Source organism: Vreelandella aquamarina, from assembly GCF_020075495.1.
Taxonomy (GTDB): Bacteria; Pseudomonadota; Gammaproteobacteria; order Pseudomonadales; family Halomonadaceae; genus Vreelandella; species Vreelandella aquamarina_A.
In genome coordinates this window covers 358,336-376,122 of record NZ_JABYQT010000002.1, presented here as the reverse complement: position 1 = coordinate 376,122, position 17,787 = coordinate 358,336, and the positions used below count along the sequence as shown (strand labels likewise).

Annotated in this window: 15 protein-coding genes; 1 reads left to right on the top strand and 14 read right to left on the bottom strand. The window is 60.8% G+C overall.

Annotation, left to right across the window (positions count from 1 at the left end; all coding sequences use genetic code 11):
* Positions 1 to 40: 40 nt before the first annotated feature.
* The 4 genes from mazG to cysM all read right to left on the bottom strand — a co-directional run bounded on the left by mazG (position 41) and on the right by cysM (position 5,496).
* On the bottom strand, positions 41 to 862 hold the full coding sequence (mazG, locus tag HW452_RS04410) for a nucleoside triphosphate pyrophosphohydrolase (protein ID WP_224104883.1): 822 nt from the start codon (positions 860 to 862) through the stop codon (positions 41 to 43).
* A complete protein-coding gene (relA, locus tag HW452_RS04405; protein WP_224104882.1) occupies positions 862 to 3,138 on the bottom strand; it encodes a GTP diphosphokinase in 2,277 nt (758 codons plus the stop codon). The genes mazG and relA overlap by 1 nt, the downstream gene beginning before the upstream one ends.
* A gap of 66 nt (positions 3,139 to 3,204) precedes the next feature.
* Positions 3,205 to 4,599, bottom strand: coding sequence for a methyltransferase domain-containing protein (locus HW452_RS04400; RefSeq protein WP_224104881.1), 1,395 nt, complete (start codon positions 4,597 to 4,599; stop codon positions 3,205 to 3,207).
* On the bottom strand, positions 4,600 to 5,496 hold the full coding sequence (gene cysM, locus HW452_RS04395; protein ID WP_224104880.1) for a cysteine synthase CysM: 897 nt from the start codon (positions 5,494 to 5,496) through the stop codon (positions 4,600 to 4,602).
* A gap of 91 nt (positions 5,497 to 5,587) precedes the next feature.
* Here cysM and HW452_RS04390 point away from each other — a divergent pair, with 91 nt between their 5' ends.
* A complete protein-coding gene (locus HW452_RS04390; RefSeq protein WP_224104879.1) occupies positions 5,588 to 8,308 on the top strand; it encodes an ATP-binding protein in 2,721 nt (906 codons plus the stop codon).
* On the opposite strand, the gene acpS is transcribed toward HW452_RS04390, so the two are convergent.
* The 10 genes from acpS to HW452_RS04340 all read right to left on the bottom strand — a co-directional run bounded on the left by acpS (position 8,305) and on the right by HW452_RS04340 (position 17,738).
* Positions 8,305 to 8,688, bottom strand: coding sequence for a holo-ACP synthase (gene acpS, locus HW452_RS04385; RefSeq protein ID WP_224104878.1), 384 nt, complete (start codon positions 8,686 to 8,688; stop codon positions 8,305 to 8,307). The genes HW452_RS04390 and acpS overlap by 4 nt on opposite strands.
* Before the next feature lie 3 nt (positions 8,689 to 8,691).
* Positions 8,692 to 9,504, bottom strand: a complete 813-nt coding sequence (gene pdxJ, locus HW452_RS04380) for a pyridoxine 5'-phosphate synthase (RefSeq protein WP_224104877.1) — start codon at positions 9,502 to 9,504, stop codon at positions 8,692 to 8,694.
* A gap of 55 nt (positions 9,505 to 9,559) precedes the next feature.
* On the bottom strand, positions 9,560 to 10,252 hold the full coding sequence (recO, locus tag HW452_RS04375; protein WP_224104876.1) for a DNA repair protein RecO: 693 nt from the start codon (positions 10,250 to 10,252) through the stop codon (positions 9,560 to 9,562).
* Between the two features lie 8 nt (positions 10,253 to 10,260).
* Positions 10,261 to 11,160, bottom strand: a complete 900-nt coding sequence (gene era, locus HW452_RS04370; RefSeq protein WP_224104875.1) for a GTPase Era — start codon at positions 11,158 to 11,160, stop codon at positions 10,261 to 10,263.
* Positions 11,157 to 11,849 (bottom strand): ribonuclease III, encoded by a 693-nt coding sequence (rnc, locus tag HW452_RS04365; protein WP_224104874.1) that lies wholly within the window; start codon positions 11,847 to 11,849, stop codon positions 11,157 to 11,159. The genes era and rnc overlap by 4 nt, the downstream gene beginning before the upstream one ends.
* Positions 11,850 to 11,913: 64 nt before the next feature.
* Complete coding sequence (gene lepB, locus HW452_RS04360) at positions 11,914 to 12,717, bottom strand: signal peptidase I (protein WP_224104873.1); 804 nt, start codon at positions 12,715 to 12,717, stop codon at positions 11,914 to 11,916.
* A gap of 14 nt (positions 12,718 to 12,731) precedes the next feature.
* Entirely contained in the window at positions 12,732 to 14,549 is a 1,818-nt protein-coding gene (lepA, locus tag HW452_RS04355) for a translation elongation factor 4 (RefSeq protein ID WP_224104872.1), read from the bottom strand.
* 194 nt (positions 14,550 to 14,743) lie between these two features.
* On the bottom strand, positions 14,744 to 16,156 hold the full coding sequence (locus HW452_RS04350; RefSeq protein ID WP_224104871.1) for a DegQ family serine endoprotease: 1,413 nt from the start codon (positions 16,154 to 16,156) through the stop codon (positions 14,744 to 14,746).
* A gap of 116 nt (positions 16,157 to 16,272) precedes the next feature.
* Positions 16,273 to 16,752, bottom strand: coding sequence for a SoxR reducing system RseC family protein (locus HW452_RS04345; protein WP_224104870.1), 480 nt, complete (start codon positions 16,750 to 16,752; stop codon positions 16,273 to 16,275).
* Positions 16,753 to 16,775: 23 nt separating this feature from the next.
* Positions 16,776 to 17,738, bottom strand: a complete 963-nt coding sequence (locus tag HW452_RS04340; RefSeq protein WP_224104869.1) for a MucB/RseB C-terminal domain-containing protein — start codon at positions 17,736 to 17,738, stop codon at positions 16,776 to 16,778.
* Between the last annotated feature and the right edge of the window lie 49 nt (positions 17,739 to 17,787).

Genomic DNA, 17,787 nt, shown 5'->3' with positions numbered 1-17,787 from the left:
TGGCGGGGTCGCTCGTTATTAAGTTGATGTATGGACTATCTTATTCTTGAAGTTTGGCTGCCTGCCAGTGAAATTCCATCTCCTCGAGCGTGGCCTTGTCCGGCGCACGCTCGGCAGCACTCAGCGCCTGCTCCACGTAGCGAAAGCGCCGTTCGAACTTGGCATTGGTGCCGCGCAGACACTGCTCCGGGTCGGCACCCAGCGTGCGGGCCAGATTGGTGACGGCAAACAGCAGATCGCCCACTTCTTCCTGGGCATGGCGCGTATCGCCGGCGGCCAGGGCCTGCTCTACTTCGGCAAGCTCTTCACGAATCTTGGCGACAACGCCTTTCGCATCGGGCCAGTCAAAACCCACCCGTGCTGCACGTTTGGAGAGCTTGGCAGCCCGGCTGAGCGCCGGCAGGTTGGCGGGCACGTCATCCAGCACCGAAGGAGCCTTGGCGGCACGTTCCGCGCGCTCATCGGCCTTGAGCGCTTCCCAGCGGCTGTTCACCTGGCGGGTCTGCAGGGCTTCGGCGCTAACTCCTGGCGGGCGGCGGGACTCAAGCGTGCCGTCCGGAAACACGTGCGGATGACGGCGCAGCATCTTGGCGGTCAGGGTATGCACGATATCGTGGAAATCAAACCGCGCTTCTTCCGCGCCGAACTGGGCGTAGTACACCACCTGGAAAAGCAGATCGCCAAGTTCGCCCGGCAGCTCGTCGAAGGCGCGCCGCTCGATGGCATCGGCAACCTCATAGGCCTCTTCCAGGGTGTGCGGCACGATGGTGTCCCAGCCCTGCCCGATATCCCACGGGCAGCCCTGCTCGGGGTCGCGCAGCACTTGCATCAAGGTTAACAGGTCGTCCAGCTGATAACGCATCAGGCGCCTCCGCGGCCGGTATCTTTTTCAGGGTCCGTGTTACGCAGGCGGCGCACTTCGGTCACATTGGGCAATTGCTGGATACGCGAAAAGAGCCGCCCCAGTGATTCAAGGCCATCTACCTCAAGGGTAATACGCAGCCGGGCAATGCTCTCGCTGGTATCGGTCAGAGTGTTCACTGCAAGCACGTTCACCTTTTCGTTGCCCAGGAGTCCCGTGACATCGCGCAGAAGCCCCGAACGGTCCCAGGCCTGAATCTCGATGGTCACCGGGTAGCGGGTGTATGCCCGCTCGCCCCACTCCACTTCGATGATGCGCTGGGGCTCTTCCATGCGCAGTTGAAGAATATTGCTGCAATCCTGGCGGTGCACGGTCACGCCCCGCCCCTGGGTGATAAAGCCGACAATCGGCTCGCCGGGTACCGGGCGGCAGCAGTTGGCCATGCTGGTTTTCAGGTTGCCCACGCCAAGTACGGTAATATCGCTTTTCGGGGTCTTGCTGGGCAACCGCCGAGGCTTGGCCAGCAGCCGGTCCAGCTGCTCCTGGTCATCGGTTTCACCGAACAGCTGCTGCGCCTGGTGGAGCACCTGGCCAATACGTAGATCCCCCGCACCGATGGCCGCATACATGTCGTCGGCGTTCTGATAATTGACCGCGGCGGCGAGCTTGGGCAGGTCCAGACCATCGACATCGAGCCTGCGCATTTCGCGCTCGAAAAGCGTGCGCCCCTCTTCCAGGTTCTGGTCCCGCGCCTGATGCTTGAACCATGCCTGGATCTTGGCCCGCGCGCGTGAAGTACGTACATAGCCAAGGCTCGGATTCAGCCAGTCACGGCTGGGGCCGCCCTTGGTGGCGGTCAGTATTTCCACCTGCTGGCCGGTTTTGAGCTGATAGGTCAGCGGTACGATGCGCCCGTCGATCTTGGCGCCCCGGCAACGATGGCCGATCTCCGTATGCACGCGGTAAGCAAAATCGATCGGCGTGGCGATACGAGGGAGGTCGATGACGTGACCGTCCGGGGTAAACACGTAGTTGCGATCCGGCGCCACGTCGCTAGCAAGCCCCTCGCGCAGATCGCCAAAGCCGCCCACTTCGTCCTGCCACTCGAGCACTTGCCTGAGCCAGGCAATCTTCTCTTCGTAGCTGCGGCTCTTGGCGTTGGTATCGTGCCCCTTGTAACGCCAGTGCGCACAGACGCCAAGCTCGGCATCGTCGTGCATGGCGAAGGTACGGATCTGGATTTCGAGCACCTTGTTCTCGGGGCCGACCACTGCCGTGTGCAGCGACTGATAGCCGTTTTTCTTGGGATTGGCGATATAGTCGTCAAACTCGTCCGGCACGTGGTGCCAGCGCGAGTGCACGATCCCCAGGACGGTGTAACAGTCGGTGACTTCCGGCACCAGGATACGCACCGCACGGACATCGTGAACGTCGGAGAAGTCGATGCCCTTGCGCTTCATCTTGCGCCAGATCGAGTAGATGTGCTTGGCCCGGCCGCTCACGTCATGCTGGGTGATGTGCTGGGCTTCCATCAGCGTCTTGAGCGTTTCTACCACATCGTGAATGTAGCGCTCGCGGTCCAGACGCTTTTCTGCCAGCAGCTTGGCAATGGCCTTGTATTCGTCTTCATGAAGATAGCGAAACGACAGGTCTTCGAGTTCCCACTTGATCTGGCCGATGCCCAGACGATGGGCAAGCGGTGCGTAGATATCGGCGACCTCGCGTGCGACCTGATGGCATTTTTCCAGAGGGGCATCCTTGACCTGGCGCAGCGCGCAGGTGCGCTCGGCAATCTTGATCAGCGCCACGCGAACGTCACCGACCATGTTGACCAGCATCTTGCGCAGGTTTTCCTGCTGATTGTGCTGCCCCATGCCATGATTGGGCGCCAGCGGATAGCTGATCGCCGCCATCTGCAGCACACCATCGATCAGATTGGCGACTTCAGCACCGAAGCGTTTGCCCACGGCGTCCAGGCTGAGCAGCTCTTCGCGTACGGCGCGATACAGCACCGCCGCTTCCAGCGTGGCTTGATCCAGTTTCAGATCGGCCAGGATATCCGCCATCTCGAGCCCCATGCGAAAGCTCGAACCTGGCGACAGCCATACACGATGGGTTCGAGGCGCCTCGAGCTCCAGCTTTCTGGCAAGCTCGCAGGCCTCGACAAGACGCTCGGAGTCGCGCAGATGCACGTTTTCCTGCAAGCGCGTCAACCATTGTTGTATGTCTACCTCGCCGCCGTCCATCAGCGGTTGGTCTTCACGCACTTTCACCATGACTATGACTCATCCATTCAAGGTGTTGGCGCCGAGCCAACACCGTGGCTTGATGCGATGGGCAGGCTAGCCCTCGTACTCGAACAGCATCAGCGTTTCCATGTGGGCAGTGTGCAGGAACATGTCAGCCACCGCCACTTGCGTGATACGGTACCCAGCGCGCACCAGGTGTGCCGCATCGCGGGCAAGCGTTGCCGGATCACAGGACACGTAGGCAACCCTTGGCACTTCATGCCGACCCAGCACCTGACAGACCGCTTCTGCCCCGCTTCGGGGCGGGTCGAGCACGACAGTATCCAGCCCGGCGTGGGCTTTTAAAAGCATCCTGGCCGTTTCAGCCGTGCTCAGATCGGCCTGCTGGGCACTGATATCCAGGCCGTTTCGGGCGGCGTTGTCCTTGATGCGCGCTACCATGGTCACACTGCCCTCGACGGCGTGTACCCGGGCACCACTGGCGGCAAGCGGCAGGCTGAAGTTACCCATGCCGGCGAACAAATCCATGATGCGCTGCCCGGCCTTGGGCGCCAGCCACTCGACGACGCGCGTGACCATCTGCTGATTGACGTCTGCGTTCACCTGCAGAAAATCGCCAGGCAGCAAGCCCAGCGTCAGCGGCGGCTGGTTCGGGATGTGCAGCACCTCCTGCAGCACGGGCGGCGTCCCCCACCAGTGAAACTCGACCGATTCGCGCCCGACCCAGGCGCCCAGCGCCACTGCCTGCTGCTCGGCAAACGTCTGCCAGCGCCGTGCATCCCCTGCATGCTCCTTGAGTTGACGCACCAGCACCACGCATTCGGTATCGGTGGTCAGCAGTTCGATATGGCCGACAAGCCTGGGAGCTTCAAGATTGCCCATCAGCGCCCGTAGAGCCGGCATCAGCGACTGTAACGGCTCGACCAGCACGTGACACTGATCAATATCAACAAGCCGATGGCTATGGGCCGCGCGAAAGCCCAGCAACACGCTCCCCTGGCCATCGACCTTGACTCCCAGGCGGGCCCGGCGGCGGTAGTGCTCGCTGCTGCCGGCCAGCAGCCCGACGGACGGCAGGGTCATGCCCTGGCGTGCAAACAGCTCGCGCAGCACGTCCTTTTTGTGGGCCCGCTGCGCGTCGATGGCCATATGCTGCAGCTGGCAGCCGCCACACTGGCCAAAGTAGGCGCAGGGTGGCTCGACACGCTGGGCCGAACGACTCAACAGCGCCTTGACATGCGCTTCGTCGAAGCGCTTGCGGTTGACATGCACGGCGACCTCGACGCGCTCCTCGGGAAGTGCCCGATCGACGAAGACCGTCTTGCCTGCCGCGTCGTGGGCCACTCCCCGGCCATCGTGGGCCAGCCGCTCGATGACCAGCACATCACCGTTTTCGGCGACCGGCACCGGCCTGGCCGACGGCTTGCGTGAAAGCCCCGACTTGTTTGATGCCGCGCGCGCAGGACGCCGCTTACCCAGCATGGCCATCTATAGCTCCGGAGCGAACAAACCAGTGGAGAGATAGCGATCGCCTCGGTCGCAGACGATAAACACGATCACTGCATTTTCGACCTGCTCGGCGATCCGCAGCGCACCGGCGAGGCTCCCGCCCGAGGATACGCCAGCCAGGATGCCCTCTTCACGCGCCAGACGGCGCATGTTCTCTTCGGCTTCCTGCTGGCTGATATCCAGCGTGGTATCCACCCGCGGTGCTTCGAAGATGGCCGGCAGGTACTCCTGGGGCCAGCGGCGGATACCTGGAATACTGGCACCATCAGCGGGCTGCAGGCCGACGATCTGAATGTCGGCATTCTGCTCCTTGAGATAGCGGGAAACGCCCATGATGGTACCCGTCGTGCCCATGGAGCTGACAAAGTGGGTCACTTCGCCCTGGGTCTGATGCCACACTTCAGGCCCGGTGGTACGGTAGTGCGCCAGCGGGTTGTCCGGGTTGGCAAACTGGTTCAGAGGCTTGCCTTCGCCTCTGGCGATCATGGCATCGGCAATGTCGCGGGCTTCCTCCATACCGCCGGCCTTGCTGGCGGGAATCAACCGCGCGCCGTAGGCCGCCATGGCCTGCTTGCGCTCTTCCGAGGCGTTTTCCGGCATCACCAGCACCATCTTGTACCCCTTGATGGCGGCAGCCATGGCAAGAGCAATGCCGGTGTTGCCCGAAGTGGCCTCGATCAGCGTGTCACCCGGGGCGATTTCGCCGCGTACTTCGGCTTCGCTCAGCATGGAAAGCGCCGGGCGGTCCTTGACCGAGCCTGCCGGGTTGTTGCCTTCAAGCTTGGCGAGCAGCGTATTGTTGCGCCCGGCCGTAATACGCTTCAGGCGTACAAGTGGCGTGTTGCCTACCACATCCTCCAATACGGGATAATTCATGGTCCGTTCCTTATCATAGCCGTTATGCTGCATTATATCGGTGCTGCCCCGTGCTTGACAGGCAACCTCATTGAATCAGCGAGCTTCTTTCATGTCTTTACATACGCGCCTGCTTTTTGCGCTACTCGGTTTTCCGCTTCTGGTCTATGCCATGATGGCCATTTTGTTGATGGTTCAAAGTGCGTCAGCCGAGCGGGACGCCCTGAAGGAGCGTCTCGAGGACGCCGGTCAACTGCTGGCGCCAAGCCTTCAGATCGCCATGGCCGATGCCAACCCGCAACGCCTGGAGCGCCTGGCCCGAGAGCTGCTCGATCACCATGGCCTGAATGCGGTCAGCCTCTTCGATGAGCAGGGCAACCGCCTGCTGACGCTGGGGCGCGCAGTACCGGCGTCGCCACGCGTGGTCGCTCCGGCAACCACCCGGGTAATCCAGGAGGAGAACCTGTGGCGCCTGGTGGTGCCGCTCAACGGCAGGCTGCGTGAAACCGTCGGCAGCGGCTGGCTGGAAGCTGAAGTCGACACCCGGCAAATGGCGCTCGAGCGCTACAAGCTGCTGGCCAGCCTCAGCCTTGGCGGCATGCTGCTCGGTCTGCTGCTGTTTCTGGGTGCCTTTGCGGTCAGCCGCTATATCTCACGGCCCATCGAAGATGCCAATCAGGCGCTGTATCGGCTTTCCCGCGGTGACTACCGCCTTCACCTGACGCCTGCCCGGCCTGCAGAGCTTCGCCAGCTGGCCCTTCACGTCAATAGCCTGGCAGAGCATTTCCAGCAGGCGCAGCGCGACATGCAAAACCAGATCGAGCAGGCCACCAGCGAGCTGCAGGAATCGATGGAAACCATCGAGGAGCAGAACATCAAGCTGGACCTGGCCCACCGCAGTGCACTGCGGGCCAACGCCGTCAAATCCGAGTTTCTCGCCAACATGAGCCACGAGATTCGCACACCGCTCAATGGCATCATCGGGTTTTGCCGTCTGCTGGGACGCTCGACCCTGGATGCCCGCCAGCAGGAGTGGCTGGAGCACGTTCATCGCGCCTGCGACAACCTGCTGATGCTGGTCAACGACGTGCTCGATTTCTCCAAACTCGAGGCCAATCGCCTGACCCTCGAGGAAGTGGATATCGACATCATCTCGCTGCTCGATGAAGTGATTGGCCTGCACGCGCCGGAGGCCCAGCGAAAACGCCTGCACCTGATTGCCATGGTATACGATGACGTGCCCACACCGCTGACCGGTGACCCGCTGCGCATTCATCAGGTGCTCAGTAACCTGGTGGGCAATGCGTTGAAATTCACCCAAACGGGTGAGGTCATCGTACGGGTAATGCTGGACACCCAGGAAGGCCAGCACGTCGTGCTGCGCACCAGCGTAAGCGATACGGGAATCGGGCTGAGCGATGAACAACAGAAAAAACTGTTCAGTGCTTTTACTCAGGCCGAGCCCAGCCATTCACGCCAGTTCGGAGGCAGCGGCCTGGGGCTTACCATCTGCCGTCAGTTGATCGAGCGAATGGGCGGAGAGATCGAGGTCGAAAGCGAGCTTGGAGTGGGGTCGACGTTCTCGTTTACCCTGCCGCTACTGGCAAGTCAGAGCAGCGAGCGCCCCCCGGAGCTGCATCTGGATGGTCCGGTGGTCCGCCTTTACGAGCAGCATGTCCCTACCCGGCATGCACTTGAATACCTGCTGGAGCGTTGGGGAGCCACACCGGTTGGCTTCAATACGCACGGCCAGGAGGAGCTGCTGATACTGGGCCTTGACCAGGATGAGCTTGGCGAGCAGCAAAGCCCTTACTGGCAGCGGCTGATCGAACAGGCTGGCTGCCCGGTGCTGATCCTGGCCAACGTGGCAAGCTTCGAGCTGCCGCCCTGGACGCTGCCCCACGGTGGCGAGATGCTGTGCAAGCCCTTCACTCGAGTTCAACTAGCCACCGCGCTGCGCCATCTTTTTCAGCCCACGCAAAAAGCGCTGACCATTGTGGAGCCCGCCCTACCAACTCCCGGCGCGGCATCGGTCATCGACATTCTGATCGTCGATGACAACACCTCCAACCGCGAACTCTTGAAAGCCATGCTGGAAACCGAGCAGCTACGCATCACCCTGGCAGGCAGCGGCCAGGAGGCGCTGGCCTACGCGCTGACTCATACGGCGGACATGGTGTTGATGGATATCCGCATGCCGGATATGGACGGCGTGCAGACCAGCCAGGCGCTGCGGCGCATCAACAATCGCTGGTCGCGCTGCCCGATCATTGCGGTCACTGCCCATGCCCTGAGCAGCGAGCGTCAGCAGTGGCTAGCAGCGGGCCTGGATGACGTACTGATCAAGCCGATTGATGAAACCCAGCTACAGCAGTTGCTGCAGCGCTTTCTCGGCGTAGCGACCTATCCGGATGCTCATGCCGCGGCCACGGCGGATCGAACCACGGCGCCACTCACCCATCTGCCCGCCGCGGAAACCTTGCCCGCCATCGACCTGGCCCTGGGCACTCGGCTGGCAGGCGGCAAGAGGCGCATCGCTTTCGAGCAGTTGCTGCGCCTGATCGACAGTCTGGAAGCCACCCAGCAGACGGTCGCCGACGCCTATGCACGAAAGGATCTTGATACCCTGCTTGACGAGGTGCATGGGCTGAATGGCGCCAGCCGCTACTGCGGCGCGCCGGAGCTTGCCCTGTTGGTGGAAACCCTGGAAACCCGCCTGCGCACCAGCGGCCTGAGCCACGCCGATGAGCTGCTCGAAAAGCTCTACGATGCCATACAGCGGCTGCGCGCCGAACGCAGCCGGCTAGTGAACGAGCTGGAGCAAACGCGTTAGACCGAGCGCTCAAGCACCACGAAGGCCACGGCGTACTCGGCTTCGTCGCTTAGCGTGATATGGCTGGCCGTCGCCCCGGAGGCCTGCATGAGCTGTTCGGCGGCGCGACTCAACTGCAGGCGGGGTTTTCCCAGGCTATCGTTGAGTACCTGGATATCCCCCCACTGCATGCCACCGCGCAGGCCAAGCCCCAGGGCCTTGACGAATGCCTCCTTGGCGGCAAACCGCTTGGCCAGATAGGCCACGGGCTCGCCCTTGTGCTGCCAGGCGATGTACTCATCTGCCCCGAGAATGCGCTTGGCAAAACGCGGGCCGTGACGCTCGATCGCCTGGCTGAAGCGTGCCACTCGCGCGATATCCGAGCCAATACCCACGATCATCGGTCAGTGGCCACAGCATTCATGGTGACCATGCTCGTGGTCATGATCATGCGCATCCAGCGCCGCCATCAGACCCGCTTCCTGGCCGGCAATGATCAACCGCTTCATCTCCTGAACCGCTTCTTTCAGGCCGACAAACAGCGCGCGGGCGATGATGGCATGGCCAATGTTCAGCTCGTTGATCCCGGGCAATGCGGCAATGGCTTCCACGTTGTGGTAGTGCAACCCGTGGCCGGCGTTGACCACCAGACCAAGGGACACCGCTTGAGTGGCCGCCGCCGTCAGACGCTCATACTCGGCGTTGGCCGCATCGCTACCCGGCCGGGCTTCAGCGTAAGCCCCCGTGTGAAGCTCGATGGTGGGAGCGCCGGCGCGTTTGGCTGCCTCGATCTGGGCATCGTCCGGGTCGATGAACAAGGAGACATCGCAGCCGGCGTCTTTAAGCCGCTCACAGGCGCGGGCAATCTCTTCAAAGCTGCCGACGACATCCAGGCCGCCCTCGGTGGTCAGCTCCTCACGCTTTTCGGGCACAAGGCAGACATGGGCCGGGCGAATCTCTTCCGCCAGGGCCAGCATCTCCTCGGTAACCGCCATTTCAAGGTTCATGCGGGTATTGAGCATGTCCGCCAGGATGCGCACGTCGCGCGGCTGGATATGCCGACGATCCTCGCGCAGATGCACGGTAATGCCGTCGGCGCCCGCTTCTTCGGCAACGAGCGCGGCCTGCACCGGGTCCGGGTAGCGCGTGCCACGCGCCTGGCGCAAGGTGGCTATGTGGTCGATATTGACGCCGAGTAGAATGCGTGGAGGATGCATAGCAGTCGTCCTTTCCCAAAAGTCGTAAGCAGTTATCAGATGGCTTGTTGCCAGCCTAGGGCTGGCGGCGCCGGGCCAGCTCCAGCATGAGCTCGCGCGAGCGCAGTGCGGTAGATCCCAGGTGAGGCGCCAAAGCCGCGCGCATGACGGACTTCAAGCCGCTGGCCAAACCATCGTGCTCCCAGTCGCCCTGCTCGATATAACGCAGCATACGCCCTTCAAACCCTTGCGTAGAAGGTATGAAAGCATAGCTTTGTGGGTCAAACCGGTAGCGAGCCTGGGGGTCTAGCCGATGGTTATCCGGCGTGCAGAAACGCGGCACGGCGTCCAGCGCCTCTAGCAGCGCCCACTCGTAGCGGCGCAGGGCAAGCGCACGGGCTGAAGGCGCCGGCAGTGCCTCCAGAAGTGCCGTATAGAAGGCAAAGACATCGGCGGCAGGTAACTCAAGCGGCAGCAGGCGGGTGGCAATTTCGTTGGCATAGAGCCCGCACAAAAGCCCTTCGCCAGCCAGCAGCGCGGTCTGACCCCGCGACTCCATGAGCGTCAGCCGTTTCAGTTCACGCTCGCCGCGCCAGCTGATGAACAGGGGCGTGAACGGTTGCAGGCGCTGACGCGACTTGGAGCCTGGCCGCTGCCCGCCGTGGGCAACGGCGCGAATGCGGCCGTGGTTGAGGGTCAAGAGGTCCACCAGCGCGCTGGTTTCCCGGTAGGCCTTGCGATGCAGCAAAAACGCGGGCTCTGCGTTCATGGCCGTGCTCAATCGAGATCGTAGCCCAGGCTTTTCAGGGCGCGCTCGTCATCGGACCAGCCACGCTTTACCTTTACCCACAAATTGAGCATGACCTTTGTGCCCAGTGCGCGCTCCATGTCCAGGCGCGCCTCGCGGCCAATGCTCTTGATTCGATCACCATTCTCGCCGATCAGGATCACTTTCTGGCCCTGGCGCTCGACCAGAATCAGCGCGCTGATATGGGTGACCCGCCCGGTCTCCCGGAATTCCTCGATTTCCACCGTCATCTGGTACGGCAGTTCATCGCCGAGCTGGCGCATGACCTTTTCACGGACAAGCTCGGCGGCCATAAAGCGCAGGCTCTTGTCGGTAATCTGATCTTCAGGAAAGAAGTGAATACTTTCCGGCAGGTACTTGGCCACTTCCTCTTCCAGCGCCTCCACCTGGGTGCCGTGCTTGGCCGAAATGGGCACGACGGCAGCAAAATCGCGTCGCGCGCCAACCTCGGCAAGCCAGGGCAGCAGGTCATTCTTGTCCTGCAGGCGATCCACCTTGTTGACCGCAAGAATTACCGGCGCCTTGACGTGCTCCAGGCGCTTGAGAACGGCCTGGTCTTCATCGGTCCAGCGAGTACGGTCGATGATGAAGACCACACAATCCACGTCGCGCAGCGCCTGAGTGGCCGCCTGGTTCATGAAGCGATTGATCGCCTTGTTACGATCCTTCGACATGATGTGCATGCCGGGCGTATCGACGTAGATGAACTGCGTATCATCGACCGTCTTGATGCCCATGACCTGATGGCGGGTGGTCTGGGGACGGCGCGAGGTGATCGAGATCTTCTGCCCCAGAATCCGGTTCATGAGGGTAGATTTGCCTACGTTCGGCCGCCCGACGATGGCCACGAATCCGCAGGATTGGCTCATGATAGGTCTCCTGGTTTTTTCTCGAGGTACGAAAGCGCTTCTTCAGCCGCCTGCTGTTCTGCATGGCGACGGCTAGGGCCCTTACCGGTGGTATGCTCGCTCAAAAGGTCAATGTAGCACTCCACGGTAAAGGTCTGGGCATGCGCCTCCCCCTTTACAGAGACCACTTCGTAGCGCGGCAGCGCCGCCTGACGTGACTGCAGGAACTCCTGCAGGCGTGTCTTGGGATCTTTTTGGGTATCCTGCAGGGAGATGTTTTCCAGTCGTTCGGCGTACCAGGCAAGCACTCGCTCGCGCACCACGTCCATGCCGGCATCGAGATAGATGGCGCCGATAATGGCCTCCACCGCGTCGGCAAGAATCGATTCGCGGCGGTGGCCACCGCTTTTCATCTCCCCAGACCCCAGGCGCAGGCATTCGCCAAAGGTCATCTCGCGCGCCAGCTCGGCCAGCGTCTGACCTTTTACCAGCCGTGCGCGAAGGCGTGACAGCTGGCCTTCCCGGGCCTGGGGAAAACGCTGAAACAGGGCTTCTGCAATCACGAAGTTAACAATCGAGTCACCCAGAAATTCCAGGCGCTCATTGTTACGACCACCGTAACTCCGGTGCGTCATGGCCAGTTCCAAGAGCGATTCGTCGCCAAAGGTGTGGCCGATTCGTCGGCAAAAAGCGTTCAAGGAATTACTCACAGGGCTCCTACGTCATTGACGTTGACTAAAGTGACATGACTAACCATAACTGACCGGTACTCTTTCATTCGATGCGGCGCACGCTGGTAAAGCTCGGCAGCCCACCATCCCAGTGCATCCAGACAGCGAAGGCGCGGCCAACGATATTCTCTTCCGGCACAAAGCCCCAATAGCGGCTGTCGTTGGAGTGATCGCGGTTATCACCCATCATGAAATAGTGACCTTCCGGAACTTCGACCTCTCCCATCTGCGGGCCGGGCGCACGCGGGTTGTTGTAAATTGCGTGGCTCGCACGGCCCAGGCGCTCTTGCAATAATAGCTCTTGAGGCGCGCTTGCGGGTCCCTCTTCGATCAGCGTCTTGGCAACAGGCTCGCCGTTGATGAAGAGCTGCTTGTCTTCATAGCGAATGCGATCTCCCGGCAGGCCTACCACGCGCTTGATGAAGTTGACCGAGGGCTCATCGGGAAAGCGGAACACCATGACATCGCCGCGTTCGGGGTCGTCAACTTCCAGAATGCGCTCATGCACCACGGGCAGGCGCAGTCCATAGGCAAACTTGTTCACCAGAATGAAGTCGCCCACTTCGAGAGTGGGACGCATCGAGCCCGATGGGATCTGGAACGGCTCGACGATGAAGCTGCGCACTACCAGCACCACCAGCAGCACCGGGAAGAAGGAGCGGGCGTAGTCGACGGGCCACGGCTCCTTGAGCAGTTTTTCCCGGGTAGGCGCATCCACGCCGTCGGTCGTTGCTGCTTCCGCCTTGGCCAGGCGTTCGCGCCGCTTGCGACGCAGAAAGACCACATCGATCAGATAGATGACCCCTGAAATGACAACGGCCAGTACCAGCAGTAATGAAAAATCCATGGAGGTCGTCTTCCCTAGTCGTTGACCTTGAGCACAGCAAGGAAGGCATCCTGGGGAATTTCGACACGCCCCACCTGCTTCATCCGTTTCTTACCGGCCTTCTGTTTCTCGAGCAGTTTCTTCTTGCGGCTTACGTCACCGCCGTAACACTTCGCGGTCACGTTCTTGCGCAGCGCCTTCACCGTGGAACGCGCCACGACCTGACCACCAATGGCCGCCTGGATGGCAACGTCGAACATCTGGCGCGGGATCAGCTCTTTCATCTTCTCGACCAGGAGCCGGCCACGGCTGTGCGCATGGTCGCGGTGAATGATCACGGCAAGCGCGTCTACCTTTTCACCGTTGATCAGCACATCCAGGCGCACCAGCTTGGCCGCTTCGAAACGCTCGAAATTGTACTCGAGCGACGCATAGCCGCGAGAGATGGATTTCAGGCGGTCGAAGAAGTCCATGACCACTTCCGACATCGGCAGCTCGTAGGTCAGCTGAATCTGGTTGCCCAGAAACTGCATGTCCTTCTGGGTGCCACGGCGCTGCTCACACTCGGTGATCACGTTACCCACGAACTCCTGCGGCACCAGGATACTGGCGCGCACGATGGGCTCGCGCATTTCGTCCACATCGGCCATGTCCGGCAGCTTGGAGGGATTGGAGACGTAGTTGACGTCACCATTTTTCATGGCGAGCTCGTATACCACGGTGGGCGCGGTGGTAATCAGATCGATATCGTATTCGCGCTCGAGCCGCTCCTGGATGATTTCCATGTGCAGCGTGCCCAAGAACCCCACGCGGAAGCCAAAACCCAGGGCGTCGGAGTTTTCCGGCTCGTACTCAAGCGAGGCGTCGTTGAGCGCGAGTTTTTCCAGAGCGTCCCGAAAGTCTTCGTAATCATCGGCGCTGACCGGGAACATGCCGGCATACACCTGCGGCTTGACCTTCTGGAAACCGGGCAGGCGTGCAACCTCAGGGGTCTTGGTGTGGGTGATGGTATCACCCACCGGCGCACCGTGAATTTCCTTGATACCCGCGACGATAAAACCGACCTCGCCGGCCCGCAGGATGTTGGTCTCTTTACGTAGTGGCGTAAAGATTCCCACTTCAGTGGTGTTCCAGTCGCGTCCGGTCGACTTGATGCGGATCTTGTCACCCTTGCGAAGCGTACCGTCGAACAGCCGCACCAGGGAAACGACGCCCAGGTAGTTGTCAAACCAGGAATCAATGATCAGCGCTTGCAGCGGGGCATCCCGGTCGCCCTTGGGCGGTGGAATATCGCGCACCAGTCGCTCGAGCAGCGCATCGATGCCGATACCGCTTTTGGCAGAAACCTGGCAGGCGTCCGTGGCATCGAGGCCGATGATCTCTTCGATCTCCTGAGCCACCTTGTCCGGGTCGGCCTGGGGCAGATCGATCTTGTTGAGTACAGGCAGGACTTCAAGGCCCTGCTCGATGGCGGTATAGCAGTTCGCCACCGACTGGGCCTCGACCCCTTGCGCTGCATCCACGACCAGCAGCGCACCTTCACAGGCATACAGCGAGCGTGATACTTCGTAGGAAAAGTCCACGTGCCCTGGCGTATCGATGAAGTTGAGCTGGTACACCTCACCATCGGCGGCGGTGTAATCCAGCGTCACCGACTGTGCCTTGATGGTAATGCCTCGTTCGCGCTCAATGTCCATGGAGTCGAGCACCTGCTCTTTGAGCTCGCGCTGGGTCAGGCCACCGCAGGTCTGGATCAAACGATCGGAGAGCGTTGATTTGCCGTGGTCAATGTGCGCGATGATCGAGAAGTTTCTTATGTTTTTCAGCTTGCTGCTAGAAACGTCGTGGGACATTGAGAGTGTTCTGCCTTAGTGGTACGCAAGCGGCTTTCAACCTGGCCGCCTCGAGAGTTTACAGCCCGATAACAGCAGACCCGTTGGCCGCGTTGGCTATTTTCATAAAAAGTTACGCGCTATTGTAGCGATATGCGGGGGATAGGAACAGCAGTCCGGCGAGAACCGCCGGACTGGACAGACAGAAGGGAAACTTATTCGAGGCGCAGCGCCACGAAAAGCGAACGGCCGTCGCGGTAGATACGCAGCGGAATGGCTCGGTCAGTAGGCAGATCTTCAACGATGGACAGCAACTCATCCGCCGACGAGACGCCGCGATGATCGATACTCACCAGCACATCTCCCGGGCGCAGGCCAGCTTCGGCAGCCACGCTACCAGGCTCGACCTGACGTACGGCCACGCCACCGTCGATATTCAGGCGCTCGCGAACCGCCTCGTCAAGCTCCGCCACCGAGATACCCAGGCGTACCTGACTATTGGTATTGCCGCTCGGCTGAGCGCCCTCGGCATCCGGCCAGTGGCCAAGTTCGACGGTTTCAGTGACCTGCTCGCCATCACGCATCAGGGTAAGCTCTACATCGCTACCCGGCGCCACGCGACCAATCAGGCGCGGCAGCGTGCTTGAACGGTCCACCTCGTCACCGTTGACATTGATGATGACATCCCCTGCACGCAGGCCGCCCTGGGCCGCCGGACCGTCCGGGTCGAGGTCTGCAATCAGGGCGCCGCTGGCGTTCTCCATGCCGAAGGATTCGGCCAGATCACGCGACACGGGCTGGATCATCACCCCCAGCCAGCCACGGTCGACATGGCCTGCGTCACGCAACTGGTCGGCAACGTCCATGGCCACATTGATCGGAATGGCAAAGGAAAGCCCCATGAATCCGCCACTGCGGGTAAATATCTGCGAGTTGATGCCGATCACCTCGCCTTCGAGGTTGAAGAGCGGGCCACCGGAATTACCCGGGTTGATCGCCACATCCGTTTGAATGAACGGTACGTAGGCGTCGCGGGGCAGTGTGCGGTTGATGGCGCTCACGATGCCCGCGGTGACCGAGTGATCAAAGCCGAACGGTGAGCCGATGGCGGCTACCCACTCGCCTACTTTCAGCTCGTCGGAATTGCCCAGATTCAGGACCGGCAGTTCGCTGGCATCGATCTTCAACAGTGCAATATCGGTCTGAGCGTCGCTGCCGACAAGCTCGGCGGGCAGCTCGCGACGATCATTCAGGCGCACCAGAATTTCATCGGCATCCTGTACCACGTGCGCATTGGTCATGATGTAACCATCTTCACTGATGACAAAGCCGGACCCCAGCGACTGGCGCTCCTGGCTGCGCCCCTGTCCGCCTCCGGGAGGCGCTGGAAAGCTGTCACCGAAGAAGTGGCGAAAGATTTCTGGAATTTCCTGGCCGCCAAAGCCCCTCATGGACGGGTTACTTCCGCGCTGGATGGTCTGACTGGTGGAAATATTGACAACCCCAGGGGCCGCGTCTTCAACCAGCTCGGTAAAGTCGGGTAGGTCGTAGGCGTAGGCGGCATGGCCTACCAGTAGTAGTATCGCCAAGCACAGCCAGCGCGCAGAGGGAAGAACCAAACGCTTCATGCGAAAGCTCCTAGTTTAAGAACACGATTTTTGACAACAGCCTTTGACATAGCTTTTAACAATCCAACAAGCAGACAGCCAACGAAACAGGTGCAGTCCAGCGGGCTGCCAAGCAATCAACTGACCAAACGCGGGCGAAAGCGTTCCGTTCGTCCGCTAAGCAAACAGCGTAAACCAATCAAACCCGCCACCAGCGAAACGAAAAAACTGACCGGCGCTGCCCAGACGACCTGGTCGAGCGCGGCGACACCCCCTGAAATCAGTAGCGCCAGCAGCAAGGGCAAGGCGTAGATCAGAAAGGCCAGCAGCGTGATATCTGCGCGCTCCAGACTCAGCGCCACGCGGTCGCCCACGGGGTAGCGCACGGCAAGCTGGTCAACAGCGCAAGATACCATCACCTCGATTTGCTGATGCGAACGACGCGCCAGCACTCCCATACCGCACCCCTGCCCCTTTGCACACTGCTGGCAGGCTTCACGAATGGAAACATCGACCAGCAAACCGCGCGCGGTATAGCCAACGACCCGGCCAGAACGTTTCAACGTATCGCAGCCGGGCAGCGTGGAGAAAGAATCAACGGGGGGTAGTCGGCTCATTTCAGGCATCTTGCTTGAAGTACTTAATCAAACTCGACAGAGTGGACAACGCGCTGCAGCAGAGAAGGCGGTAGCTCGCCAACTCCCACCAGTTGCCAGCGCTGGTCACCCTGAGCATGCTCTTCGATGACAACCGATGAGACGCCAATCTGGTGAACGCCGCTGTTTAGCCCTTGCCGAGGCTGCTGGGCCTCATCTTGCGGCTCTGCAAACAGGCTGATAGTAGCCAGTCCGTCGCTATATAGACGTTGGTGGGGTTCACCATCTGCAAAAGCGACCGGCTGAGCAACAAAACCCTTGGGCAACCAGGCCGGATGCCAAGCCGGCTCCGGCGCTTCTTGAACGGAGGTGACCGTGATGTCGCCGGTATAGCGTTCAGGCTCATGAAGCTGGGTGACCTGGAACGTTTCGAGAATACGTCCGGTCGGGTCGCTCAGCACGTGCTTGAGTAAAAGACCGGTAGCATCATCCAGCCACCACTCATGGGTATAGCGTTCATGATCCTTGGGCTCGAACCGCAGCTTAACGGCATCGCGCCCAGCCACGCGCGCTCCATTTTCAAGGCCAACGTCATAATATTGAGTGGTGTGCTCGACCCAGCTTTGAAGGGAAGGAAATGCCTCCCCCTGCGCATTTGGAGTTACCCACGCAAGCTGACCAACCCGAGAGCGGCGTTCAACGCTGACGGAAGGACCATCAAGCTGCTGAACGACCTGTTGGCGCACGCCATCCTGAATACGATGGGAGAGCGCCAAGGTGCGCACATCAATGGAATTGATAGCCACGGCGCGAGCCTGAAACGTATAACAGTGGCTGGCCTGCAGGCTACGCTCCAACCACCGTATCGGGCTCTCGGACGAATCGGCCTGCGTGTCTTCACGGCACAGGTTCTGGCTTGGCGCTTGTGCGTATGTGTTAAAAGATACAAGACTGGCGCTGATCATGATACCCAGCGCCAGCAGCCGGCTTCGACTTGACACCATCATCCAGGTCATTCCTTCACAATACGTTGACCGCTCGAATCAGTGGCCAGGT

Bases quoted from the DNA above. Each gene is read 5' to 3' on its own strand.
- mazG (WP_224104883.1), bottom strand. From the start codon at position 862: ATGCGTTATCAGCTGGACGACCTGTTAACCTTGATGCAAGTGCTGCGC.
- relA (WP_224104882.1), bottom strand. From the start codon at position 3,138: ATGGTGAAAGTGCGTGAAGACCAACCGCTGATGGACGGCGGCGAGGTA.
- HW452_RS04400 (WP_224104881.1), bottom strand. From the start codon at position 4,599: ATGGCCATGCTGGGTAAGCGGCGTCCTGCGCGCGCGGCATCAAACAAG.
- cysM (WP_224104880.1), bottom strand. From the start codon at position 5,496: ATGAATTATCCCGTATTGGAGGATGTGGTAGGCAACACGCCACTTGTA.
- HW452_RS04390 (WP_224104879.1), top strand. From the start codon at position 5,588: ATGTCTTTACATACGCGCCTGCTTTTTGCGCTACTCGGTTTTCCGCTT.
- acpS (WP_224104878.1), bottom strand. From the start codon at position 8,688: ATGATCGTGGGTATTGGCTCGGATATCGCGCGAGTGGCACGCTTCAGC.
- pdxJ (WP_224104877.1), bottom strand. From the start codon at position 9,504: ATGCATCCTCCACGCATTCTACTCGGCGTCAATATCGACCACATAGCC.
- recO (WP_224104876.1), bottom strand. From the start codon at position 10,252: ATGAACGCAGAGCCCGCGTTTTTGCTGCATCGCAAGGCCTACCGGGAA.
- era (WP_224104875.1), bottom strand. From the start codon at position 11,160: ATGAGCCAATCCTGCGGATTCGTGGCCATCGTCGGGCGGCCGAACGTA.
- lepB (WP_224104873.1), bottom strand. From the start codon at position 12,717: ATGGATTTTTCATTACTGCTGGTACTGGCCGTTGTCATTTCAGGGGTC.
- lepA (WP_224104872.1), bottom strand. From the start codon at position 14,549: ATGTCCCACGACGTTTCTAGCAGCAAGCTGAAAAACATAAGAAACTTC.
- HW452_RS04350 (WP_224104871.1), bottom strand. From the start codon at position 16,156: ATGAAGCGTTTGGTTCTTCCCTCTGCGCGCTGGCTGTGCTTGGCGATA.
- HW452_RS04345 (WP_224104870.1), bottom strand. From the start codon at position 16,752: ATGAGCCGACTACCCCCCGTTGATTCTTTCTCCACGCTGCCCGGCTGC.
- HW452_RS04340 (WP_224104869.1), bottom strand. From the start codon at position 17,738: ATGATGGTGTCAAGTCGAAGCCGGCTGCTGGCGCTGGGTATCATGATC.